Source organism: Achromobacter sp. 2789STDY5608615 (assembly GCF_001298995.1).
Taxonomy (GTDB): Bacteria; Pseudomonadota; Gammaproteobacteria; order Burkholderiales; family Burkholderiaceae_B; genus Achromobacter; species Achromobacter insuavis.
Window position 1 is genome coordinate 1609 of record NZ_CYTY01000065.1, and the last position, 23146, is coordinate 24754.

The 23146-nt window shown below is 67.3% G+C and carries 18 protein-coding genes and 1 pseudogene; 3 read left to right on the forward strand and 16 right to left on the reverse strand.

Annotated features, from left to right (window positions below):
- From AOZ49_RS29980 to AOZ49_RS29990, 4 genes are all read right to left on the reverse strand, one after another.
- The coding region (locus AOZ49_RS29980; protein ID WP_054479516.1) for a UvrD-helicase domain-containing protein at positions 1-3553 on the reverse strand (3553 nt) is incomplete at its 3' end.
- Between the two features lie 3 nt (positions 3554-3556).
- On the reverse strand, positions 3557-6220 hold the full coding sequence (locus tag AOZ49_RS29985) for a PD-(D/E)XK nuclease family protein (RefSeq protein WP_054479518.1): 2664 nt from the start codon (positions 6218-6220) through the stop codon (positions 3557-3559).
- 84 nt (positions 6221-6304) lie between these two features.
- Positions 6305-6466 carry a hypothetical protein gene (locus AOZ49_RS33185; RefSeq protein ID WP_180180048.1) on the reverse strand — a complete coding sequence of 54 codons (162 nt, stop codon included), beginning with the start codon at positions 6464-6466 and terminating at the stop codon, positions 6305-6307.
- A gap of 11 nt (positions 6467-6477) precedes the next feature.
- Positions 6478-7677: an MFS transporter gene (locus AOZ49_RS29990; RefSeq protein WP_054479520.1), complete on the reverse strand. Its 1200-nt coding sequence runs from the start codon at positions 7675-7677 to the stop codon at positions 6478-6480.
- Between the two features lie 228 nt (positions 7678-7905).
- Here AOZ49_RS29990 and AOZ49_RS29995 point away from each other — a divergent pair, with 228 nt between their 5' ends.
- Positions 7906-8859 (forward strand): NAD(P)H-dependent flavin oxidoreductase, encoded by a 954-nt coding sequence (locus AOZ49_RS29995; RefSeq protein ID WP_054479521.1) that lies wholly within the window; start codon positions 7906-7908, stop codon positions 8857-8859.
- On the opposite strand, the gene AOZ49_RS30000 is transcribed toward AOZ49_RS29995, so the two are convergent.
- From AOZ49_RS30000 to AOZ49_RS30040, 9 genes are all read right to left on the reverse strand, one after another.
- Entirely contained in the window at positions 8831-9274 is a 444-nt protein-coding gene (locus tag AOZ49_RS30000; protein ID WP_054479523.1) for a type II toxin-antitoxin system VapC family toxin, read from the reverse strand. The genes AOZ49_RS29995 and AOZ49_RS30000 overlap by 29 nt on opposite strands.
- On the reverse strand, positions 9271-9525 hold the full coding sequence (locus tag AOZ49_RS30005) for a type II toxin-antitoxin system prevent-host-death family antitoxin (RefSeq protein ID WP_054428444.1): 255 nt from the start codon (positions 9523-9525) through the stop codon (positions 9271-9273). The genes AOZ49_RS30000 and AOZ49_RS30005 overlap by 4 nt, the downstream gene beginning before the upstream one ends.
- A gap of 150 nt (positions 9526-9675) precedes the next feature.
- Positions 9676-10647 carry a Bug family tripartite tricarboxylate transporter substrate binding protein gene (locus tag AOZ49_RS30010; RefSeq protein WP_054428445.1) on the reverse strand — a complete coding sequence of 324 codons (972 nt, stop codon included), beginning with the start codon at positions 10645-10647 and terminating at the stop codon, positions 9676-9678.
- A gap of 78 nt (positions 10648-10725) precedes the next feature.
- Positions 10726-11922 (reverse strand): CaiB/BaiF CoA transferase family protein, encoded by a 1197-nt coding sequence (locus AOZ49_RS30015; RefSeq protein WP_054479525.1) that lies wholly within the window; start codon positions 11920-11922, stop codon positions 10726-10728.
- A complete protein-coding gene (locus tag AOZ49_RS30020; RefSeq protein ID WP_054479527.1) occupies positions 11919-12653 on the reverse strand; it encodes an enoyl-CoA hydratase/isomerase family protein in 735 nt (244 codons plus the stop codon). The genes AOZ49_RS30015 and AOZ49_RS30020 overlap by 4 nt, the downstream gene beginning before the upstream one ends.
- An 88-nt stretch (positions 12654-12741) precedes the next feature.
- Positions 12742-13278 carry a MarR family winged helix-turn-helix transcriptional regulator gene (locus AOZ49_RS30025; protein ID WP_054428448.1) on the reverse strand — a complete coding sequence of 179 codons (537 nt, stop codon included), beginning with the start codon at positions 13276-13278 and terminating at the stop codon, positions 12742-12744.
- Positions 13279-13365: 87 nt separating this feature from the next.
- Entirely contained in the window at positions 13366-14316 is a 951-nt protein-coding gene (locus AOZ49_RS30030; protein ID WP_054479530.1) for a hydroxymethylglutaryl-CoA lyase, read from the reverse strand.
- Positions 14313-15935: an AMP-binding protein gene (locus tag AOZ49_RS30035; protein WP_054479531.1), complete on the reverse strand. Its 1623-nt coding sequence runs from the start codon at positions 15933-15935 to the stop codon at positions 14313-14315. The genes AOZ49_RS30030 and AOZ49_RS30035 overlap by 4 nt, the downstream gene beginning before the upstream one ends.
- The gene (locus tag AOZ49_RS30040) at positions 15932-16696 is read right to left on the reverse strand and encodes an enoyl-CoA hydratase/isomerase family protein (protein WP_054428451.1); all 765 of its coding nucleotides are present in this window, start codon (positions 16694-16696) and stop codon (positions 15932-15934) included. The genes AOZ49_RS30035 and AOZ49_RS30040 overlap by 4 nt, the downstream gene beginning before the upstream one ends.
- A 1009-nt stretch (positions 16697-17705) precedes the next feature.
- Here AOZ49_RS30040 and AOZ49_RS30045 point away from each other — a divergent pair.
- Positions 17706-18521 (forward strand): hypothetical protein, encoded by an 816-nt coding sequence (locus AOZ49_RS30045; protein WP_054479534.1) that lies wholly within the window; start codon positions 17706-17708, stop codon positions 18519-18521.
- Positions 18522-18662: 141 nt separating this feature from the next.
- On the opposite strand, the gene AOZ49_RS32780 is transcribed toward AOZ49_RS30045, so the two are convergent.
- Positions 18663-19430 (reverse strand): hypothetical protein, encoded by a 768-nt coding sequence (locus AOZ49_RS32780; protein ID WP_156355791.1) that lies wholly within the window; start codon positions 19428-19430, stop codon positions 18663-18665.
- 325 nt (positions 19431-19755) lie between these two features.
- On the opposite strand from AOZ49_RS32780, the gene AOZ49_RS30055 reads away from it, so the two are divergent.
- Positions 19756-20043, forward strand: coding sequence for a hypothetical protein (locus tag AOZ49_RS30055; RefSeq protein ID WP_054479538.1), 288 nt, complete (start codon positions 19756-19758; stop codon positions 20041-20043).
- A gap of 85 nt (positions 20044-20128) precedes the next feature.
- Here AOZ49_RS30055 and AOZ49_RS30060 read toward each other — a convergent pair whose 3' ends face one another.
- Positions 20129-21151 carry a phage portal protein gene (locus AOZ49_RS30060; RefSeq protein ID WP_054479540.1) on the reverse strand — a complete coding sequence of 341 codons (1023 nt, stop codon included), beginning with the start codon at positions 21149-21151 and terminating at the stop codon, positions 20129-20131.
- Positions 21148-22902: pseudogene (locus tag AOZ49_RS30065) on the reverse strand (terminase large subunit domain-containing protein). Before AOZ49_RS30065 ends, AOZ49_RS30060 begins: the two are co-directional and overlap by 4 nt.
- Between the last annotated feature and the right edge of the window lie 244 nt (positions 22903-23146).

Consider the following 23146-nt stretch of genomic DNA (forward strand, 5'->3'; position numbering starts at 1 on the left):
GGTCTATCCAGGCTTGGGCTCGGGGGAAATATAGGGCGGCGCGGGCTTTGCGGCCGTCCAGGGCGGTTACCTGGGCGCAGTAGCGCAGGAGTTGGTCGCCGTGGCGTTGGCGCATGCGTTGGGCGAAGGCGGCGGGGGATTCGTTGGGTTGGGGGCGGCCGGTTTTGTAGTCGACGATCAGCCAGCCGTCTTCGGTGCTGAGGGCTAGGTCGATGACGGAGACTTTGCCGGCGGCGTCGATGAGGGGCCATTCGCGGCGGGCGCCGGATTGGGAGAGGAGCCAGAGGCCGCGGTCGTCGGCGAGGGTGGACTGGAGCGTGTCCAGGACGGCTTCGGCGGCGGCGTCGGCCTGGCTGGCGGGGATGCCGGCGCGGGTCAGTTGGCGGCGCATGGCGGGCAGGCGCTGGGACAACGCTTCGGCCGACCAGGCGGCGACGCCGTCCTGGCCGATGCGGGCCAGCCAGGCGTGGGCCAGGGTGCCGATGGCGGCGTCGTAGCCGGATTCGAGTTGCCAGGCGGGATGCTCCGCGCTGTCGCCCCAGGCGCCGCGCGCGGCGGCGGCGAAGCCGGGGCTGATGGCGACGTCGGCCTGCCGCGCCAGTTGCGCCAGGCCGTCGCGGTGCAGCCGGCGCAGCGGTTCGCCCTGCCATTCGGGCGCGTCGGCCACGGGCTCAGCCGTGTCGCCGTCGGCGGCCGGCGGCGTGGGCGTGGCCAGGCAGGGCCAGAGGCGGCCCAGCAGGCTGGCGGAGGATGGCGTCTTGGGCTGACCGCTGGCCTCGTCGACGTTGACGTGGCCGACCAGGTGCAGACGCTTGCGGGCGCGGGTGGCGGCGACGTACAGCAGGCGGTCGATCTCGTAGGAGGCGCGGCGGGCCTCGCGCGCGCCCAGATAGCGCGACACGGGGTCGGCCTCGGTTTCGGCGCGCGGCTTGACCGGGCCGAACAGCACGCGGCCGCCGCTTTGCTCGAAGCGCACCAGTGGCGGCTGGTCGCCGCGCGGCGCGCGATGCAGGCCATACAGGATCACGGTCTCGAACTGCAGGCCCTTGGACTTGTGCATGGTCATGATCTCGACCGCGGCCTCTTCGTCGGCGGCGTCGGGCGCGGCGAACAGGCGCGCGATGCCGGTGTCCAGCGCGGCCGCGTCGATGGCGCCGTGCGGCGCCAGGCGCTCGACCAGCTGGAACAGGCTTTCGGCGTCGTTGGCGACCGACGGGCCGCTGTAGAGCGCGGGCCCGCCCAGGCGGCGCCACAGCGTCTCGACCCAGGCCGCGAATGGCATGGCGCCCGAGGCGTTGCGCGTATCCAGCAATATCGCGGCCACCTGCCGCAGGCGCGCGTATTCATCGGGACGCAGCAGGGCCTCAGCCGAACGCGGGGCGTCCGCTCCGCCGAACGAAGGTTCGCCCTCGCCCGCCGCGACCGGCGTCAAGACCGGATCAACGCGCGATGCCCCAGGCGCCGCATCGTCGAACAAGGCCCCTTGCGCCGGGTTCTCGGTGTCGTCGAACAGGGATCCCTGGCGCGCCGCTGGCGCGGTGGCCAAGGTCGCCGCCACGGCCTTCACCGGCGCCGGACGCAACAGGCGCTCCAGCAGCACCGGCACCGGCGTCACATGGTCGGCGCCGAACAGGCGCTGCAACGACTCCAGCGTCAGGCCGCAGAACGGCGCGCGCAGCACCGACAGCCACGCCAGCCGGTCGCCCGGATGCGACAGCGCCCGCACCAACTGCACCAGGTCCGCCACCACCGGCCGCAGCGCCAGCGGCACCAGGTCCACCGCGCGGCAGCGGATGCCTTCCTGCGCCAGCCGGCGCGTCAGGTTGCCCAGGTGGCTGCGGGCCCGCACCAGGATGGCGACCGGGTGCTTGCTACCCGCGTGTTCGGCCAGCGCCTGCCGCACCAGGCCGACGGCAATGTCCTCGGCCTGTTCCTCGGCCGGCGCGGCGCCGGCGCGCGACCAGGCGGGATGGAAGCGCACGGCCGGCTCCGGCAAGGCGCCGTGAAAGGCGGTGGACGGGCTGTACTTGATGGCGCCCGCGGCCGCGTCGCTGCGCTTGGGCAGCAATTGCGCGAACGACTGGTTGACCCAGTCGACGATGCCGGCCTGCGAGCGGAAGTTGTCGGTCAGGTTGAGGAAACCCGGTTGCAGTTCGCCCACGCCCGTTTCCGCGACTTCGAGGAACAGCCCCACTTCCGCCTTGCGGAAACGGTAGATCGACTGCATCGGATCGCCCACCAGGAACAGGCTGCGGCCGTCGCCCTCCTGCCAGCCGGAGGTCAGCGTGCGCAACAGGTCCAGCTGCGTCTGGCTGGTGTCCTGGAACTCGTCGATCAGCAGGTGGCGGATGGACGCGTCGAGCTTGAGCAGCAGCTCGCCCGGATCGTCGGCGCTGCCCAGCGCCGAGGCGGCGCGCTGCGAGATCTCGATGAAGTCGACCTCGCCGGTGTCGGCGAAGCGCAGCCGCAACTGCGCCACCGCCAGCGCCAGCGTCATCAGCTGCGCGCCCAGCACTTCCCATTGCGCGTCGCTCAAGCGCGGCGCCGGAATGTCGCGCACCGCCGCCAGGCGCCGCACCCAGGCGGCATCGGCGTCGGCGCTTTCGAGCCAGGCGACGAACGGTTCCTTGTGCGCGCACTTGGCCGGAAAACCCAGGGTCTTGGTGACGGTCTTGCGCAGCGAACCGGTGCCGGTCAGCAGCAGGTGCGCGACGGCGCGCCACTGGTCCAGCACCTCGGCATCGGCCGGCAGTTCCTCGGTCCAGTCGAGCAAGGCGGCCAGCCGGTCGTCCTCGCCGCCGTCCTGCAATTGCGCCGCGGCCAGCCGCGCCGGGCCGGACAGCGCGTCGGCCCAGCCGTAGGGCATGGCCTCGCACAGCGCCTCCAGGTCGTCGCCGATAGCCGCGGCCAGGGTTTCCTCCAGCGCCTCGCGGTCGGAACCATGGCGCAGCAGCGGCAGCCATTGATCGCGCTGGCCGAGCATGTCGGCGATGGCGTCCTTGGCCGCCTGCACGTCCACGTCCATGTGCTGCAGCAGGATGCGGACCGCGTCGTAGTCATCCGCCAGATCGAGCGTGGCGCGCGCCGCCGCTTCGTAATGGGCGCGGGCGTCGTCGGTGATCTCGGGCATGCCGCCCAGTTCGGACAGCCACGGCATGCTGCGGACCAGGCCGGCGCAGAACGAGTCGATGGTGCGGATCGCCAGCCGCGCCGGATGCTCCAGCAGGTGCCATTCCTGTTCGGCGTTGCGCGCCAGCGCGGCGCGCGCCAGTTCCCAGCTGCGGCGTTCGTGCGCGGCCTCGGGCGGCGCGTCCAGGCCACGGCGCAGCTTGCTCAGCACGCGCGCATGCATCTCCGAGGCAGCCTTGCGCGTGAAGGTGATGGCGACGATTTCCTCGGGGCGATTGACGGTGGCCAGCAGCGCCAGGATGCGGTCGGTCAGCAGTTCCGTCTTGCCGGAGCCGGCGGGCGCCTGCACCAGAAAAGAGCGCGCGGGATCCAGCGCCGCCGCGCGCGCGGCATGGTCCTGGGGCTGGCGTTCTACATCGGCCATGGCTCAGGCGTCCTCGTCATCCAGGTGCAAGCGCAGGAAGGGCAGCGCGTCGCAGTATTTCAGGTCGTCGCGGCGGTAGGCGACATTGGCGGCATGGCCTGCCACGTATTCATCGGCCAGCGACTCGATCGCGGCGCGCCAGCGCTGGCGGATCTCGGGCCAGGACAGGCCGTCGAAGTACTTGCTTTCGGCGGCCAGCGTCACGCCCGCCATGCCCAGGTCCTCGTCGGCCAGGCCCTGCGCCGCCACCTGGCGCGCGTGGATCTGGGCCAGCACCAGGCCGGCCACTTCGCCGCCGGCGGCATCGGCCAGCACCGAGGCGTAGAACGGCAGCTGCACGTTCACCGGACGGCTGCGCGACCAGTCGGGCTCGGGCGTGGCCGCGGCCACGCCGGTCTTGTAGTCGACGATGACGTTGCGGCCGTCGGTCAGCGTGTCGATGCGGTCCAGCCGCAGCTTCAGGTGCAGCGCGCCATGGCGCCATTCGTGGTTCTTCTCGACCTGCGCCACCGCGAACGGCAGCCGCTGGGCTTCCATGTCGAGCCATGACGCCAGCACCGTCAGCGCGCGGGCGCATTCCAGTTGCTTCAGCGCCGGCGCGTACTGCTGCAGTTCTTCCTCGGCGGCCTGCGCCACCGCCTGCTCCAGCAAGGCCGGCAAGCGGCCGCCAGCCAGCGTGTCGTGCAAGGCCTCCTGGTCGGGCAGCATGCCCCACACCAGTTCCAGCGCCTTGTGCAGGAACTGGCCGCGCACGTTCACCGTGGCCGCGTCGGCATAGGCCGCGAGTTCGCGCCCGCCGAGTCGGTGGCGCACGAACGCCCACAGGGGATTGCGCGCCTGCGTGTCCAATACATCCAACCCGCCGCCGCCCCGGTCGTCCGGCGCCAGCGGCGGGCCCTGCGCGTCGTCCAGCGTTTCCTGCGGCAAGGCGGCCACGGACGGCGCCAGCGCCGGCCGCCAATCGGTCAGGGCAGCGGCGGCAATCAATGGCGACGGCCGCAGCTCGCGCTCGCCGTCCATGTGCGCGTGGCTGACGATGACCTCCGGCGCGCAGCGGCACAGCGCCGCGTAGATGTCCTCGGCCCACTCGCGTTCGCGCTCGGGCGTGGCGCGCGGCGCCTTGGCCTGGCGCAGCACCGCCAGCGGCAGCAGCGGGTTCGGCTTGGGCGAGGCCGGCAGCACATCGTCGGTCAGCCCCAGCATCCAGACGCCATCCCAGAAACCGCCCTCGGCTTCCAGCAGGCCCAGCACGTCGAGCCGCGCCAACGGGTCGCGCTGCGGCTGGAACGCGGCCGAGCGCGCCACGCTCTGGAGCAGGTTGACCGCCGCCACGCCGCCCAGCTTGCCGGCGGCCGGCGCCAGCGCCGAGAAGCCGCCCAGCGCCTCGCCGAACGCGCCCAGCACCTGGTAGCCGACGCTGTCCAGCACGCCCTCGCCGGGAAAGCCGAGCGCCGTCAGCGCCGCTTTCATGCGCAGCATCCAGACATCGCTGGTGGCGCGCGCGCCCCCCTTCGTCCAGATCTCCATGGCCTGGTCCCAGGCCTGCGCCAGCGGCGGCAACTGCGACAGCTGCTTGCGCCATTCCATCGCGGACAGGTGGATCTGGCCGCGACGGCGCCAGCGCGCGTCCAGGGCGGCCAGGCGGGCGCGTTCGCTGGCATCGCCCGCGCAGTGGCCCGCCAGCAGCGCGGCGCCCAGCACCTCGACGCCACAGCCCTTGCCCGCCGCGCATTCGGCCAGCGCGCGCAGCCACGCCAGCGCGGCGCGCGCCATCGGCCATTCATCCAGCGGACGGCCAACCGCCACGTTGAAGGCGAACGCCGGCGCGCCGTCGTGGCCCGCCAGCGCCTGGCTGAGGATGCGCCGCGCGAACGGCGATTCGGCTTCGAGCTGGGGCGAGACGATGGCGTAGCGGCCGGCGGGATGACGCTTCAGCTGACTGGCGGCCCACTCGGCCGCCGCGCGCCACTCGGCGCCCTGCTCCGGCGCCTCGTAGCGGCGCGGCTCGGCGGGCGCGCGCTGCGTGTCGCGCCATTGCGCGATCAGGCAGCCCTGTTCCTCGAACGCCCGCAGCAGCCGCTGGAAGCGCGGCGACATATCGGTGAAGCCGGCCAGCACCAGATGGCCGGGCACGGCCAGCCGGCCATCCTCGAGCGCCCGCAGCACGCGGGCATAGCCCTGGTTGGCGTCCTCGGCGTCGATGGCGGCCAGAACCTGGCGATAGCGTTCGCGCCAGCGCGCGAAACCGCGGTACTCGTCGGTGTCGGCGCCGGACGGCACGCGCAGCACCCACTCGTCCATGAGCTGGTCCGCGTCCATCGACAGGCGCGCGGCCTGGCTCGCGTCCAGCAGCACACGCTCGGCCTCTTCGGCGCGGATGGCCTCGGTCCAGACCAGCTGGGTGGCGAAGCCGTCGAGCCGGTAGGCCGGCACGTCGTCATCGGTCTCGAACGCCAGTTCATTGGCGGATTCGGCCAGCCAGGCGGACAACGGCAGGATGCGCGGCAGTTCGCTGACCTGGCGCTCCTGGCGCAGCAGCCCGGCCAGCTCGAGCGTGAGCCGGCGCGACAGGCGGTTGTTGACCGTCAGCACCAGCATGTCGGCGGCAGGCATGTCGCCGATGGCGGACAGGCTCAGGTCGGGGTAGGAAAGCGGGTCGTCCTGCATGGGCGGCGTCAAAACGCGATACGGAAACGCGGTGTGGAAACGATTACCGCCGTAGGATACCGCGCCCCCGCCCCGCCCGCGTGGCTAGAAACCGCACAGCGACGCCAGGTTTTCCCAATGGATCTGCATGTCGGGCTGGGTGTAGCCCCAGAAGGCCAGGCCCAACACCAGCGCCAACGCCGCCCAGCCCGCCAGGCGCCAGCCGCGATGGCGGCGGGCGGAAGCGACGGCAGGCGTGTCGGTCATGGCGGTTCGCCTCACGCGGTCGCCGGCTGCGCCAGCGGCTGCTCGCGCACCGGCAGGCACAGCAGCGCGGCGGCCACCGCCAGCGCCACGCCCAGCCACCAGACCAGGTCGTAGTTGCCGGTCTTGGCATAGGCATAACCGCCCAGCCACACGCCGATGAAACTGCCGACCTGGTGGCCCAGGAAAACGATGCCGGACAGGGTCGCGGCATAACGCAGGCCATAGATCTGGCCGATCAGCCCCTGCGTCAGCGGCACCGTGCCCAGCCAGAACAAGCCCATCCAGGCGGCGAACGCATACAGCACCCACGGCGACAGCGGCAGCCACAGCAGCAGCAGGATGCCGAAGGCGCGCATGCCGTAGACCACCGCGAGCAGGCGCTTCTTGCTGTACTGGCCGCCGAGCTTGCCGGCGTAGAACGAGCCCAGCACGTTGAACAGCCCGATCAGCGCGATCGCGGTGGCGCCCTGCCCCGGCGTCAGGCCGCCGTCGGTGACATAGGCCGGCAAGTGCAGCGTGATGAAGGCCGTGTGGAAGCCACAGACGAAATAGCTCCAGAACAGGAAATGGAACGACGGATGCCGCACCGCCTGCCGCACCGCCGCCGCCAGCGACTGCTGCGGCCCGCCATGGGCCTGCGGACGGCCGCGCAGGAAATAGGCCAGCGGCGCCGCGCAAGCGACGAACAGCGACAGCACCCACAACGCGCCCGGCCAGTCCAGGCCGGTGATCAGCGCCTGCCCGGTCGGCACCACCGCGAACTGGCCGAGCGAGCCGCCGGCGCTGGCGATGCCCATGGCCGTGCTGCGGTAGGCCGGCGGCACGGCGCGCGCCACCACCGGCAGGATCACCGGAAACGTGGTGCCGGCCTGGCCCAGGCCGACCAGCAGGCCGGCGCTCAGGTAGAGCGTGGTTTCGTCGGTGGCGAAGCGGGTGCCGATCATGCCCAGCATGTACAGCACCGCGCCCAGCGCGATGGTGCGGCCGGAGCCATAACGATCGGCCAGGATGCCCATGAAGATGCAGGCCACGCCCCAGACCAGGTTCTGCAGCGCGAAGGCCATGGAAAACACTTCGCGGCTCCAGCCATGGGCCAGGCCCATCGGCCGCATGAACAGGCCGAAGGTGGCGCGCACGCCCATGGCCAGCAGCACCACCAGGGTGCCCAGGACGATGGTGCGCACGGAAAGCGTATCGGTAGTGCTCGACATGATTTTTCTTATTGATGGAGAAAGACGCCCCCTCCTCGGGACGGCCGGGCCTTGGGCCAGACGCGCACATCATAAACAAATAACCTGGCGCAATCGGGAATACCCGCGTCGGCGCATCGCGCATGGCGTGCGCGATGCGTTCGCCGGGCCGCCGGGCCGCCGCTCAGAATATAGTTGATTTTATCAACCATATATTCCAGAATGGGCTTTTCCCCATTCTGATTCGCCATGACTCTGCAAACCCCGCTGACCCGCTTGCTGGGCACCCGCTACCCGATCATCCAGGGCGGCACGAGCTGGGCCTCGTCGAACGCGGCGCTGGCGCTGGCGGTGTCGCGCGCCGGCGGGCTCGGCGTGATCGCGGCCGGCCCGATGTACCCCGAGGCGCTGCTGGCCGCCATCCGCGAGGTGCGCGCCGGCACCGACGCGCCCTACGCCGTCAACATCCCGCTGTACAACAAACGCGCGCAGGAGCACATGGATATCGCCCTGGCCGAAGGCGTGCCGGTCATCATCGCGTCGCAGGGCGGACCGCAGAAGCACATCGGCCGCGCGCGCGAGGCCGGCGTCAAATGGTTGCAGGTGATCGCCAGCCCCGAACACGCCGCCAAGGCCGAAGCGGCGGGGGTGGACGCGGTGATCGCCGTCGGCCTGGAAGCCGGCGGCCATCCCGGCCCCGATGAAATCGGCCTGCAGGTCCTGCTGCGTTCAGTGGTGCGGCGCGTGTCGGTGCCAGTGGTGGCGGCCGGCGGCATCGCCGACGGCGCCGGCATCGCCGCCGCGCTGTGCCTGGGCGCGGCGGGCGCGCAACTGGGCACCCGCTTCCTGCTGACGCCCGAGGCCGGCGTGTGCGATGCCTACAAGGATGCGGTGCTGGCGGCCGGCGTCGCCGACACCACGCTGGTGGGCCGCGGCCGTTCGCCCGTGCGCATGCTGCGCAACGCATTTGCCCGCGACTACCTCGCGGCCGAACGCGGCGGCGACGAGGCCACGCTGGAAACGATGTTCTCCGGCAGTTCCCTGAAGCAGGCCGCCTTCGACGGCGACGTGCAGGGCGGCAAGGTCGAGGCCGGCCAGAGCGCGGGATTGATCGACAGCCTGCAACCAGCCGGCGCGGTGGTCGAGCAACTGGTGGCGGAAACGCGCGACGCGCTCAGGCGCGCGGCGCTGCTGGTGGGGTGAGCCAGGGATTCACAAGGTTGACGCCGCAACCGGAAAAATCAGACACGTTTCGCGTCACGAGCGTCATCCCGTGCACCAGCGCAGTCGCGGCAATGAAGGCGTCCCGCTCGGGCCGCAGGTCCGGCACATGCAATCTGGCGCAGCGCAATGACACCGCCGTATCGAGCGGCAAGGTCCGGTCGGAGAATTCCGGCAGGACGCGATCGCGCATCCAGGCGCGCAGGCGGCTGCCTTGCCCGACATCCCGCCGCTCCATGCGCAGGATGCCGATCTCGATCTCCATGAGCGTGATCGCCGAGACGTAGAAATTCACCGCGTCCTCGTTGGAGAACCAGGCGACCACGTTCACGTCCGCCTTGCCGTCGCCCGCCTTGCGCAACTCGGACAGCACGTTGGTATCCAGCAGGAACATCATTCGACGTCCGCGGGGCGGGGCAGCTCGCGCGAACGGGGGGCATCGAGATCGATCCCGGCAAGGCCCGGCATCGACAGCGCGCTGACGAGACTTCGTTTTTGGCCGACCAGGCGCCAGTACTCTTCGATGCCGAGCAGGACATGGGTTGGCTTGCCGCGGTCCGTGATGAACACCGGGCCGAGCAGGGCCGCCTTCTTGGCCCGGGTCACGTCCTGATTGAGTTCCCGGCTGGACAGTGTGGTGATGGACATGCGCATCCCTTGATCCTTGTAAATAACGTAGTAACGTTACTACATTAAAATTGGCAAAACAATCCCGGCAGCCGAAGCCACCGGGCAATTGTCCCGCTCACCAGGATGCAACCAGGGCGGCAAACCGTCACTCCGGCCGCCGGAATAGTCCTATTTCTTCATCAGCCCCGCCGCCTGCACCAGCTTGCGCATGGCGGTCTGGTCCTTCTCCACGAAGGCCGTGGCTTCCTGGGGCGTCATGTTCCACAGGTCCACGCCCTGCGCCTGCATCAGCTTGCTGTATTCCGGATTGGCGTTGACCTTGGCCACCGCGTCGTTCAGGCGCTGCAGGATCTCCGGCGGCGTGCCCTTGGGCGCGGCCAGGCTGTACCAGGAGGCGGACTCCGCGCCCTTCACGCCGGATTCGGCCAGCGTCGGCACGTCGGGCAGCAACGGCGAACGATGATCGTTGGCGTAGGCCAGCGCCTTGAGCCGGCCGCTGCGGATGAACTGCAGGCTGGCGGCCAGGTTCAGCACCGCCATGTCCACCTGCCCGCCCACCAGGTCGTTGATGGCGGGCGCCGCGCCGCTGTAGGGGATGTGGACGATGTCCACCCCGGCGCGTTCGCGGAACAGTTCGGCGCCCAGGTGCGGCGAGCTGCCGGGCCCGGCCGAGGCATAGTTGATGCGGCCCGGCTCCTTGCGCGCCATGGCGATCAACTGCTCGACGCTGTCGGCCTTGAGCGTGGGCCGCACCACCAGCATGTTGGGCTGGTTGGCGACGATCGAGACGAAGGCGAAGTCCTTGATGCCGTCGTACGGCGTCTGCTGCATCAGCGGCGTCACCACGTGGGCGGCCGACGTGCCGAGCAGCAGCGTGTAGCCGTCCGGCTTGGCGCGCGCCACGAAGTTGGCGCCGATGGCCGCGCCGCCGCCGGCCTTGTTCTCGACGATGATGGTCTTGCCCAGCTGCTTTTCCAGCTCGCGCGCCAGGGCCCGGCCCAGCACGTCGGCCGGCCCGCCGGCCGCATACGGGTTGACCAGCGTGATCGGCTGCGAGGGATAGGGATCGGCGGCGACGGCCGACGCGCACAGCGCGCCCGCCACCGCCGCGCCGCACAGCAGGCGCTTCAGAATCTTCATGGTTTGTCTCCTGGGATATTGTGTTTTATGTGTGTGATGTTGTGCGAGGGATGGCCGCGGGGCGTCGCGCCCCGGCGGCTAGATCGCGCCCTGCCCGCGTAAAGCCTCGATCTGCGCCGGCGACAGGCCCAGCCGGCCGGCCAGCACGCTGTCGGTGTGCTCGCCCAGCAACGGCGGGCGCTCCAGGCGCGGATCGTCGAAACCGTCGAACTTGAACGGCACCGGCACCGCGCCGAAGCGGCCGATGGACGGATGCTCGTAGCTGGCCACCATGCCGCGCGCCAGCACGTGCTCGTTGTGCAGGATCTCCTCGACATCCAGGATCGGGCCGGCCGGCACGCCGCGCGCATCGCAGCGGCGGCACAGTTCGTCGCGCGTCAGCCGCGCGGCGGCCGCCGACAGTCCGGCCATGACTTCGTCGCGGCGCGCCACGCGCACGGCGTTGCGCGCCAGCTCCGGATCGTCGGCCCATTGCGGCAGTTCGAGCGCCTCGCACAGCGGCTTCCAGTGCTGGTCGCTGCCCGTGATCTGCACCCAGCGGCCGTCGCCGCACTCGAACGCGGCGGAGGGCACCCGGCCGGGATGTTCCGTGCCCAGCCGCGGCGGCACTTCGCCCAGCGCGAAATAGCGCGCCGCCGCCAGCGACAGCAGGCCCACCTGGCCGTCCAGCATGGAGAAGTCGATATGGCAGCCCTGCCCCGAGCGCACCCGTCCCACCAGCGCCGACAGGATGCCGATGGCGGCCCACAGGCCCGAGGTCAGGTCGCTCACCGGCAGGCCCGGCTTGACCGGACCGCCGCCCCGCTCGCCGGTCAGGCTCATGATCCCGCCCATGGCCTGGAACACGGTGTCATAGCCCTTGCGCGGCGCGTACGGCCCGGTCATGCCGAACCCGGTGCACGAGAAATAGATCAGGCCGGGGTTGTCCGGCGCGATGTGGTCGCGGTCCAGGCCATACTTGGCGAGCGTGCCGACCGGGAAGTTCTCGACCACCACGTCGCAGGTCTGCGCCAATCGCCGGATCAGCGCCTGCCCCCCGGGATGGCGGAAGTTCACCGTGACCGACTGCTTGCTGCGGTTGAAGGCCAGGTAGTAGGCCGACTCGGTGCCGCCCTCGCCTTGCACCTTGGGTTCGAAGCCGCGCGTCTCGTCGCCGCCGCCGGGCTGCTCGACCTTGATGACCTCGGCGCCCAGCTCGGCCAGGATCATCGAGGCGAACGGGCACGCCAGCACGCGCGACAGGTCCAGGATGGTGACGCCTTCAAGCGGTCTCATCGCGCCGCTCCCTGGCGAAAGCCGCGCATGATGACGTTGGCGTCGCGGCCCACGCCCAGCGCCTCGCCCAGCCCGAGGTCGGCCGCGCGGTGGAAGGCGCGCTTGGTCAGCCCCATCGCGGCCGGCTCCCAGCCGGCCAGGCGCTGCGCCATTGCCAGCGCCTGGTCCAGCACCTGCGCGGCGGGCGCGACGCGATTGGCGATGCCCAGCTGCAACGCGCGCGCGCCATCGATCGGTTCAGCCATCGCCACCAGCTCGAAGGCATGCTTGCGGCCGACCTGGCGCACCAGGTTGGCCATGACCACCGCGGCCACGATGCCGTGGCGCAGTTCCGGATAGCCGAAGCGCACGTCCTCGGCCATCACCGTCAGGTCGCAGGCCAGCGCCAGGCCGGCGCCGCCGCCGAGCGCATTGCCATGGACCGCGCCGATCACCGGCTTGACCATGCGCGAGAACACCAGGTGCAGGTCGGTCGTCAGGTCGGCGCGGCGCAACACCGCGTCCGGCTGTTCCGGCGTCAGGGCCGAGAACTCGCCGGTGTCGGCGCCCGCGCAGAACGACTTGCCATTGCCCGTCAGCACCACCGCGCGCACCGCGTCGTCGCGATCGGCCTGGCGCAGCGCGTCCAGCAGCGCCGTGGTCAACGCGGTGTTCAGCGCGTTGTGCTTTTCCGGACGGTTCAGGCGCAGCAGCCGCACCGCGCCCAGGTCTTCAATGATCAGTTCCGACATCACGGATATCCTCTTCCAATGGCGACAATCAAAGTGATTGATTAAATCAACAATAAGGGTAAAAAAAGCGCGGGCGCGCCCCGCGCGTTCAGCGCGGCTGCACGCCGCGGCCGCGACGCGCCGGCACCTCCGCCTTGCATTCATTCAGCATCTCCAGCGCGTGCGCCGTCAGCTTGTCCAGCATGCGTTCCATGGCCTCGCGCTCGGCGTCCGACAGCACCGACAGCATGTCTTCGTTGCGCTCGACCGCGGCCGGGAAGATCTCGTCGTACAGGGCGCGGCCGGTGCGCGTCAGGTCCAGGCTGACGCCGCGGCCGTCCTGGCTGTCGGCGTTGCGCTGGATCAGGCCGCGCTCGATCAGTTCCGACACGGTGCGGCTGGCCTGGCTCTTGTCGATGTTGGCCTCGCGCGCCACCGCGTTCAACGACATGTCCGGCGCCGCGCCCAGCAGCGCGATGATGCGCCATTCGCGCGGCCCGACGCCGTAGCGGCTTTCGTTCAGGCCGGCGGCGATGCGGCTGGACACGTAGGCCAGCCGGTTCAGGCGGTACGAGAACAGCTCCTTCAACGCCCGGGGTTCGGGACGCGCGGAGGCGGCGGACTTGGATGCGGTTCGGGTGGCCATGAGGGACTCTTCAGATGCGGGGAAAATCGGCGCGCGCGCGGGTCGCGCGCCGCTGCCCGCATGATATACAAACGCGGCGGGCGGTCATCATGCGGCCGCCTCCCGCGCGACGCCGAGCAGCGGGTTCAGGCCGCTTTGCGCCACGCGGCTGTGCAGCGCGCGCCCCAGCACCGCCTCGCAGCGCCGCGACACCGCGTCCATCGCCGCCAGGTCCAGGCCGGTGCGCACGCCCATCGACTCGAACAGGTTGACCAGGTCTTCCGTCGCCACGTTGCCGGTATGGCCGCCGCCGTAGCGCACCTTGGCCGGATGGCCGCCGACGCCGCCGAAGGCGCAGTCGAAGTGCGTGACGCCCTCCTCCAGCGCCGCCACGTAATTCACCAGGCCGGTGCCGCGCGTGTCGTGGAAATGCGCTACCGGCGTCACTTCGGGCACCTCGCGCGCCATGCGGCCGTACAGGTCTCGCACCGATGCCGGCGTGGCCATGCCGGTGGTGTCGCCCAGCGTCACGATGCCCACGCCCAGCGCCGCGAAACGCCGCACGTCCGCCATGACGGAATCCGCGTCGACCGCGCCCTCGAACGGGCAACCGAAAGCCACCGAGATCGTGCCGATCAGGCGGAAACGGCCATCCGCCAGCCGCGCCATCTCGGCAATGTTGTCCCACTGGGCAGCGCGCTCGCGCTTCAGGTTGCGCGTCGAATGCGACTCGCTGGCCGAGACCAGCAGGCTGATCTCGTTGGCGCCGATGCCGGCGTCCAGGTCCGCCAGCGCCCGCTCCACCGCGCGCGCATTGGCGCAGGTGGCCTTGTACCAGACGCCCGCGCGGCGCGGCAGCGCGGCCAGCAAGGCGCTGGCGTCGGCGAACTGCGGCACCACCTTGGGATTGGAGTACGAGGTCGCCTCGACCCGCTCGAAGCCCAATGCGGCAAAACTGTCGATCAGGTCGGCCTTGACCGCGGTATCGATGAAATCGGGCTCATGCTGCAGGCCATCGCGCGCGAAGCATTCGCACAGCACCACGTCGCGCGCGCTCATGCCTGTTGCTCCAGTCCGAACAGCGCCAGCGCGTGGGCGCGCAGCTTGTTCTTCTGCACCTTGGAACTGCCCGTCATGCCGATGTGCTCGAAGCTGTCGACGATCTCGACATAGCGCGGCACCTTGAAGTTGGCGCAGCGCGCCTTGCACCAGGCCGTCAGTTCCTCGGGCGTGCAGTCCTGCCCGTCCTTGAGCAGCACGAAGGCCGCCGGCACTTCGCCCAGGCGCGCATCGGGCACGCCGACCACCTGCGCCATGCGCACGGCGGGGTGGCCGTGCAGGGTCTCTTCGACTTCCGCCGGCGCGACGTTCTCGCCGCCCACGCGGAACATGTCCTTGAGGCGGCCCACCATCCGCAGCCGGCCTTCCGCGTCCATCTCGCCGAGGTCGCCGGTGCTGAGCCAGCCATCGGCGCCCAGCGCGCGGGCGGTGGCCTCGGGCATGTTGTAGTAGCCCTTCATCACGCTCCAGCCGCGCGCCTGGATCTCGCCCTGCATGCCGGCCGGCAACGGCTCGCCCGTGCCCGGATCCACCACCCGCACCTGCATGCCGGGATGCGGCAGCGCCCAGCCCATGGCGCGCAGTTCAAAGGGATCATCGTGCGCCGACAGCGTGATGTTGGGCGAGGCCTCGGACTGGCCGTAGGCGTTGCAGATGCCCGGCACGCCCATCACGTCGCGGATCTTCTGCATCACCTGCGGGCCGGCCGCCGCCCAGCCGCCGCGCAAATGGATGCGCGCGCGGTCGAAATCCGGATGCCCCATCAGCATGAGGAAGATGGTGTCGTTGCCCGACGTCAGCGTGCAGCACTCCTCATCGAGCATGCGCAAGGCATCGGCCACGTCGAACTTCGGCAGCGTCAGCAGGCAGCAGCCGCTCATCAGGCTCACCAGGATCGACAACGTGGTGCCGGCCACGTGGAAATACGGCCGGATGCTGAAGTAGCGATCGTCGGGCCGCACGCCGATGCGCTGCGCCGCGGCCCACGCATTGGTCAACATGTTGGCGTGCGTCAGCATCACGCCCTTGGGAAACGAGGTGGTGCCCGAGGTGTACTGGATCAACAGCACGTCGTCCGGAACCACCGCATCCATGCGGGCCTGCAACGCCGCATCGTCGACGGCCTCGCCCGCCCGCAGGAAGTCCGCCCAAGCGCGCGCGCCGCGCGGGCAGCGCTCGCCCAGCACCACCACCTGCCGCAGCAGCGGCAGCGCCGCGCCCGGCAGGGCCTGGTCCAGCGCCGGTTCCACCTTCGTCAGCAGGTCCAGGAAATCGATGCCCAGGAAGGTATCCGCGGTCAGCAGCACTTTGACGTCGGCCTGCTTCAGGCAGAACGCCAGTTCATCGGTCTTGAAGCGCGTGTTGACCGGCACCGTCACGGCGCCGAGCAGCGCGCAGGCGTAAAACACCTGCACCCAGGTGCCGCCGTTGCCCAGCAGCACGCCAACATGGTCGCCGCGGCGCACGCCGGCCGCATGCAGGCCGCGGGCGATGCGCCGCGCGCCGTCCTGCAGCGCGGCCCAGGTGTGGCGCTCGCCCGGCGCGACGAACGCTTCGGCGGCGCCACGTTCGGCCACCTGGCGCGCCAGCGCCCGCGACAGGGTCGTGGGGTCGATCATGCCTTGTCTCCCGCCGCGCCGAAGCCGGCGATGGCCTGCTTCCAGTCGGTGCCGCGCAGGTTTTCCTCGATCGCCAGCAGCTCGATCGCCATCGCGCCTTCGCGCGTCGTCGCCAACCCCTGGTCGATACTGCGCTTGGTCAGCCTGACGGTCAGCGGCGCGGCGCGCGCGATGGCCGCGGCCATCTGCGCGGCCTCGGCCGCCAGCGCCTCGGGCGCGTACACCTGGTTGACCAGGCCGATCTCACGCGCCTCGGCCGCGTCGAAGCGGCGGCCGGTGAACAGCAGTTCCTTGGCCTTGCGCGCGCCGGCCACGCGCGGCAGCCGCTGCGTGGCGCCGACGGTGCCCCAACCCACTTCGGGATAGCAGAACGTCGCCTCGGACGAGGCCAGCACGAAGTCGCAGGCCGCGGCGATCTCGCAGCCGGAGCCGAACGCCGCGCCCTGCACCACCGCGATCACCGGCTGCGGCATGCGCTCGATGGCGGCGTAGGCGGCAAAGCCCTGCACCCGGCGCGCCGTCATTTCGGCGTTCGACATGGTCTTGCGTTCCTTCAGGTCGGCGCCGGCGCAGAACGCCGCGCCCGCCGCGGCGATCAGCACCACGTGCGCGTCCGGCCGCTCCGCGAGATGCTGCATGGCCTGCACCAACTCGGCGCACATGAGGGAATTGAGCGCGTTGCGGCTGTCGGGCCGGTTCAGCGTCACCGTGGCGACACGGTCCTGCACGTCCAGCAGGATCGTGTGAAAAGTCGGGGTCATGCCTGCTCCTGGATGTTCTAGGTATGGGGCCAGGCCGCGCGCGGCGACCTGGCCATGCCAGGAAATATAGGGCATATAGTTGATTAAATCCACTAATTTTCGGCGGCTATCCAATGGTGTTACACTTGCGCCCCTGGTCTTTCCCTGGAATATCAAGGCACTAGGCTCCCCACGGGCCCGGCGCGATTCCGGCGCGAAGCCATCCCGCCCGCCTCGCCGTAGTTAACGGCGAACTCTACAGGCCGGAGAACCTCTTAAACATTGGGTTTTTCCAATGTGCTGTAGTAGTTTTGTAGTAGTAACGCCGCCCCACCCTTCCCTTTTTCTATCCTCCGCAACGCGGTATGTCCGCGCCGTGACATCGTCGCGTTTGCTACATGCTGACAAGCGCACCGGCCACCGCCGCCAACTGCAGATCTCGATCACCGCGCCCAGCAGCACCGTCGCCAGGCCAGCGCACCGCGACCGGCCGCATCGAGCTGCTGACCAGGTCCACCGCAACCTGCGGCGCCGACACCTGGCCAGCACGCCGCCGCGCGATCAAGAATCCCGAGCAACGACGGCAAGAGCACCAGAAACCGGCGTGACAGAGTGCCTTTTCAATATTTCCGGAGGGGCTGGGAAAAATCTAACCTTCCTAACCAGGCATCGCGAATCGGGCGGAACGCCTTTATTCATGCGGGTTTCCGACGTTTCGGAAAACCTAACCTTTTCCTAACCAAAGCCTAACTCGGTTAGGTTTCCATACCCTAACCTAACGAAAAACAGATATTCATATAAATCAAACACTTACGTGTAGGTTAGGTTTCAGGTTAGGTCAGGTTAGGTTTTGAACCTAACCAATATTATTAATATAAATCAATGCCTTACACAGCATCTTTAGGCTCAGTTAGGAAGGTTAGGTTTTCCCCAGCCCCTCCCCCAAATGTTATGTACCTAACATTGAAGCAGCCCGGAAAGGTCGGCAAAATGCCCCCCGAAAGCAGCCACCATTTAGGAGCTTGAACCCATGGCGTCAAACCTTGATCGATACAAAAAAGACTTTGAAAGGCTGAGCAAAGACGCCATCAAGATTGAGCAGGCGTTTTCGCATCATTGCTACGGTGAACAGTACGAAAAAGCTGTTCTCAAACTCTGCGACGGCGATAAGAAAAAAGCCGCCGAATACCTCACCGCCCTCCCTGATTTCTTGACCGCGTATCAAGCCTGGTATTCCGAGTCCCTGGTGTTGATCAAACAGCTCCTACCTGATCGGCTCGGCGACTTCATTCGCCTCTACGAGAAGCCAAAGGGGCGCAAGGATCTCGGTATCGAGAACTACCGGATTGAGGACGCCCTCCAGGGTTTGCGCGTCACCCGATATCAGACTGAAGTATTAGCCGATGCGAAATCGGCGATGCCCCACCTGAAACAACAAATTGCTATTCTGAAATCAATAAAAGGGCGGTTTGAGAGTTCGCTTTACGACATGCGAGCTCTTGTGCAGGCGGATCTACTGGACTCCGAGCTCGACGCCGCCAAGGAGTTGCTCAAGCACAAGTTCACACGTGCCGCAGGTGCCATCGCCGGTGTCGTGCTCGAAAAACACCTGCATGAAGTGTGTAGTCAGCACAATGTTCGAATCACAAAAAAAAATGCGACCATCGCAGACTACAACGAAGCCCTGAAAACCGAAGGCGTAATCGACACATCGCAATGGCGGTTCAATCAGCATCTGGCTGACATCCGCAATTTATGTGACCACAACAAAGAAAAAGAACCCACGCCGGCTCAAGTTTCGGATCTCATAGATGGGGTGGCAAAGGTTACCAAGACCATCATGTAAATGCTCGCAAGACACCTGCCTGTAGCAGCACGGCGTGCATCTACCAAGCATTGTTCATACAGCACCTCGCCTGCCGCGCCCCACGAGGGCCAAGAGAATATCTAACACGCCCGCGGAACTGGAGGCCCGAGCGGCATATTCTCACCGGCCAACCAGGCGCAGCAGTTCAATGGGTAGACGGAAAACTGCGGCCCCGATGAACCTGCAAAAGACCCCCGCCAGAACCGCCACCAAAGCGGAGAGCCACAAAGGGAGTTCCGCCCAGACAATGCCTGCGTAAGCGGCCGCAACTGTCGCCAGCCCCACAATGACGGCATACCGTTCCGGAACGCCCATGATCCTCTTTCCGCTAGGACGGTAGACGGCTGTTGCACCTGCCTCCAATAGTTCCAAGAACACTACCGGTCCCGTCGCGTTGTTCGTAACCGTAGACAAAAACAAAAAGGTTGCGCGTTGCCGCCGATTAAAAATGGGAAGCACGTACTCCCGCGAGGTCAGGAGACGGCGCACCTGCTCGGCGTTCAACTCTGTATCAATGGACGAGGGTAAGAATGCTTGGAAACCCGGAGAATAACCAACGGCCAAGCTCGAATTGCTAATTGCGCAATGCTGCGTATGTAGAAGAGTGTTTGGACCAGCGATGATCCGCAGGGTTAAATCCGTGAAGTCATGATGAGATTCATTTATGAGTTCGACTTGTGTGGTAAATAGCCGGTCGAGCACTTGGCCCGCCCAACGCACTTCAATCCTCCCCAATACGCCTTCGGTCGACGCGCCAATTTGCGTATGCCAAACCGTGTAAGGAAGCGCCCTTATCCGCCCGCGCAGACGCATAAGGAGCGATCCGCCGATCAACCCCAAAACTCCGGTTATCACGTATCCCGCCACGCTGTTCCACAGGTCGCCCATTAGATCCTCTGTCCCACATGTAAGTGTGGCAAATGTAACTCGCGCCTGCCATTTCAGGGGTGCAGGAAGCATGGAAAACGCTCAATTTGCCGCAGCCAGGCCACTGCGCGAAGTATCGCCTCCGATCTGCGTCGTTTTGCGTCCGCCTGCAGCCCCCCCAAATCGGGCCGTTGAGGCGCTTAAAGCCTGGCGGCGAGGGGTGACGCAAGGGTGAGTCTTTTTTTGCCGATTTAGCGCGCAGGCGTGGAGGGGGGGGAAGACTGCGCGCCAGCGGTGGTGACACATCACATTACTGTATATTTATACAGTACTTTGAGGTGCCATCATGACCATGCTCGACCGTCCCCCGCCCACGCCCATGTCTGCGGCTCGCATACGCGAGCTGTACGCCCGCAACCCGTCGCCCGAGGGGTACGCCTTGGCCTGGGAAATCTGGCGCCTGCAGCGCGTCGTAATCGCGTTGGAAGCCGGCATGCGAAACGCCGCCAGCTTGCGTCACCGACAGGACATCATTGACCACGTCGTAGGGCTGTTGGAATACGTGCAGGGCGAACCCTGTTTGGCCGAACCCCTCGCGGTCAAGCAAGGGCGCAAGCGTGGCGAACAGCGTTGACGCACAGCCGCCCGGCGCTGGCCGGAGCACTGGCGAAAAAAAAGCCCCGCGAGTGCGGGGCTGATCGTGACCACTGGCTGCGCGGCTACTCGCTCGCGCCCTGGATGACGTAGGGTTTGAAGCGGACCACTTCATAGCCCAGCCAGTCGTTGATCTCCAAGAACTTGGCCTGCAGCGGCTCCAGCTCGTTGCGCGCGAAGACCTGGGCGGCTGATATCGGTGTGCCGAAGCCGCCGGAATTCGATGGCACCAGGCCCATGAGCTGCGGCGGCACGCGGTGCGCGGCGAGCACGTCGTCGCGCGACACGTTCTTGATGTTGAAGAAGTCATCGCGCGCGGCCACTTCGCTAACCGGGATTATCTGCATCCCATCCTTCTTCCCACCCGGCGCGTACACGAACAGATTGCGGAAGTTGCCCGGCCCCTTCGATTCTTTCATGGCCTTGCGGATGTCATCGACATAGCTGGTATCCGTCACCGTGTCCGTCAGGTACATGATGAACCCCGCATGACTGCCGTTCAGGTAGTACTTGCGCCGGAAGAGCGTGGCGGACTCGTTCAACCATGCCGCGTTGAGCGCGGCCAGATACTCGGGCAGGCCATAGATTTCCTGGTTGATGTCCGGTTGCGTGAGCTGGCATACCGTCCCGGTCCGGAACTCATGTTCCTGGCCCGAGCTGGGAACAAAGAAGAACTGGCCGGGCAGGACGCCGCGTCGCGTGTACTTGGCCAATGCGTGCTTCATGGCCAACACCTTGCCCGTCATGCTGTCGCACCGCTCCGCATAGGCATTGCCGAACGTCAGGAAGTCGATGGCCATCTTCAAGCAGGTATCGCGCCCAAACGCGGGATGCGGCTCCAATGTCGAAGCCAGGATGTTGGCCTTGAAGTAGATGGCCGAGCTGTGATGCGGGCTGGCCCGAAACGACTTGGACAGGCCGCCGAAGCTCACCGGCGGCTCATACCATCGCCCGTTGCGCCAGCACTCCGCATAGTCCAGGATTTCACGCCGGTCCAGCACCGGCACCGCGTCGCCGAAGCTGAACGCCTCCACCTGAGCGGGCGCGGCCGCCGACTGCGCGGCGGGCGTCTTGTTCTTTCGTTTCATCCGTACATCTCCATAATGATTTTTCCTGCGTCTGTCGCCCCTTCCAACGGCTCCCAATCCAGCGCATGCATGAGCGCCCAGGCCAGGTCCGCATGCCCGGTGTCGCCGGATCGGCCGGCGTCATAGGTGACGCTGCGCCCGCTGGCGGTGGTGGTCTTGCGTATCGCCATGAGCGACTGCGCCAGGTCGGTGGCGCCCGCGTCGAACTCCAGGCGCTTGTTGCGGATCACATCGCCGGCCTTGAGCACCAGGCGGCCTTTGACCTCGGGCGAATAGCTGTAGGCCCGTGCGCCTGGAAAGAACTGCTTCACCAGCTGATACACGCCTTGGCCCATGCCGGTGGCATCGATCCCGATGTAGGCCACGGCGTACCGCTTCGTGATGTCCTCAATCTTCTTGGCCTGCGCGGCGAAGTCCATCCCCTTGAACTGGTGATGCTCCAGCACGCGGAATTTCCCGCCAGGCGTGCGCGGCGCGGCCAGCACCACGCAGCCGGCGGAATCGCCCGACAGCGAAGGGTCGTAGCCGATGAGCACCGGCCAATGCCCGTAGGGCCGCAGCAGAAATTTCTGCACATCGACCCACTCGACCATGGAATCAACCATGCACCCCTACAGCACCGACAGCGGGAAGATGGACGCGGTGTCGTCGATGAAGCCGCACATCAGCAGGTTTTCGAACTGATCCGGGCTGTACTCAAGCCGCAGCTCTTCGATATCGAACAGGTTGCAGCCGCCGGCCTCCGCGTCCAGGATGGTGACGATCTGGCGCCAGATGCGGTCATCGCACTGGTGCCCGTTCTTCAAGATCGAATGCGCCACCTCGATGGCCACCTGCTCGCGCTTGGCTCGGCGCTTGTTGAGCGTGTCACCCGTCCACAACGGATAGGCCTCATGGGCCATACTCGACGGCGTCGAAAAGTAGGTCTTGCGCCAGTGCTTATGCAGGGCCATGCCGCTGGCCACCTTGTTCAGCTCGCCGAACTTCGGCACCCAAAAGAACTCATCGAAGTAGAAATTGCCGTGATAGCTCTGCGCGGTGCGCGCGTTCGTGCCGAGGAAATAGAGGTGCGCGCCATTGGGCAGGACAATGGGATCGCCCTTCAAATCGACATCCGCGGCCTCACGCGCGAACTGGATGATGTACTGCTTGAATACGTGCGCCTGCGCCTTGGACGCCGACAGGAAGATTTGATTGCGCCCGGTCCTGATCGCATCGTCCAAGGCCTCGCGGGCGAAGTACCAGGTTGCCCCGATCTGGCGGGACTTGAGAATCATCCGCGTCCGCTGATCGCCATTGCGCAACCAGACCTTCTGATAGTCGAACAACGAATCTCGGAAGGCCTGCGATAGCTTCTTGGCCTGGTCATCGCTGATCGCGTTGCGTTCGGGCTTGCGCTTGGGGCCAGCGTTGCGCCGATCCAGCGCAGGATTGAGCGTTGAATCGCGCCCGTCGTCATCGAACTTTCGCACCCGCGCCGTGCGCTCAAGCTGGCGCCCCAGCAGGTCGATTTCCTTGAAATCCCTCCCGTCCTTCTCGGGCTTGGCGATGAGCGCGCACAGCCGCGCATCAAGGGCGGTCTCCACCCGCTGAACCGGCGATGCCTTGTCCCAGCCGTCGCGCGTCTTCCAACTGTTGACGGTGGTCCGCTTCTCGTTCAACTGGCGCGCAATGGACGAAACGCGCCAGCCCTGCCAGTAAAGGTCACGGGCAACGCGGCGCGGGTCGAAGTGGTCGGTTGATTGCAACATGCCGCCATCCTGCCGGGCTTCTCCGCGCGCGCGTGAAGCCTGCCCTTCTAGAACGCCCGCGCACAACGCCGCAGCGTTGAGCGTGCAGGCCGCCGGGGCCAGTATGGCAACACCCGAACACCACCGACGAGCCAAAACCCTCATGAAAAAAGACCGCTGGTTGGCTCTGTTGCAAAAATCGTGAAGCTTGAGCATGCTTGGCGGAGATTGGACGGACGGAACGATGACGGATTTCAAGTGGCGC

Coding starts and splice junctions, on each gene's coding strand:
- AOZ49_RS29985 (WP_054479518.1), bottom strand. CDS start 6,220: ATGCAGGACGACCCGCTTTCCTACCCCGACCTGAGCCTGTCCGCCATC.
- AOZ49_RS33185 (WP_180180048.1), bottom strand. CDS start 6,466: ATGACCGACACGCCTGCCGTCGCTTCCGCCCGCCGCCATCGCGGCTGG.
- AOZ49_RS29990 (WP_054479520.1), bottom strand. CDS start 7,677: ATGTCGAGCACTACCGATACGCTTTCCGTGCGCACCATCGTCCTGGGC.
- AOZ49_RS29995 (WP_054479521.1), top strand. CDS start 7,906: ATGACTCTGCAAACCCCGCTGACCCGCTTGCTGGGCACCCGCTACCCG.
- AOZ49_RS30000 (WP_054479523.1), bottom strand. CDS start 9,274: ATGATGTTCCTGCTGGATACCAACGTGCTGTCCGAGTTGCGCAAGGCG.
- AOZ49_RS30005 (WP_054428444.1), bottom strand. CDS start 9,525: ATGTCCATCACCACACTGTCCAGCCGGGAACTCAATCAGGACGTGACC.
- AOZ49_RS30010 (WP_054428445.1), bottom strand. CDS start 10,647: ATGAAGATTCTGAAGCGCCTGCTGTGCGGCGCGGCGGTGGCGGGCGCG.
- AOZ49_RS30015 (WP_054479525.1), bottom strand. CDS start 11,922: ATGAGACCGCTTGAAGGCGTCACCATCCTGGACCTGTCGCGCGTGCTG.
- AOZ49_RS30020 (WP_054479527.1), bottom strand. CDS start 12,653: ATGTCGGAACTGATCATTGAAGACCTGGGCGCGGTGCGGCTGCTGCGC.
- AOZ49_RS30025 (WP_054428448.1), bottom strand. CDS start 13,278: ATGGCCACCCGAACCGCATCCAAGTCCGCCGCCTCCGCGCGTCCCGAA.
- AOZ49_RS30030 (WP_054479530.1), bottom strand. CDS start 14,316: ATGAGCGCGCGCGACGTGGTGCTGTGCGAATGCTTCGCGCGCGATGGC.
- AOZ49_RS30035 (WP_054479531.1), bottom strand. CDS start 15,935: ATGATCGACCCCACGACCCTGTCGCGGGCGCTGGCGCGCCAGGTGGCC.
- AOZ49_RS30040 (WP_054428451.1), bottom strand. CDS start 16,696: ATGACCCCGACTTTTCACACGATCCTGCTGGACGTGCAGGACCGTGTC.
- AOZ49_RS30045 (WP_054479534.1), top strand. CDS start 17,706: ATGGCGTCAAACCTTGATCGATACAAAAAAGACTTTGAAAGGCTGAGC.
- AOZ49_RS32780 (WP_156355791.1), bottom strand. CDS start 19,430: ATGGGCGACCTGTGGAACAGCGTGGCGGGATACGTGATAACCGGAGTT.
- AOZ49_RS30055 (WP_054479538.1), top strand. CDS start 19,756: ATGACCATGCTCGACCGTCCCCCGCCCACGCCCATGTCTGCGGCTCGC.
- AOZ49_RS30060 (WP_054479540.1), bottom strand. CDS start 21,151: ATGAAACGAAAGAACAAGACGCCCGCCGCGCAGTCGGCGGCCGCGCCC.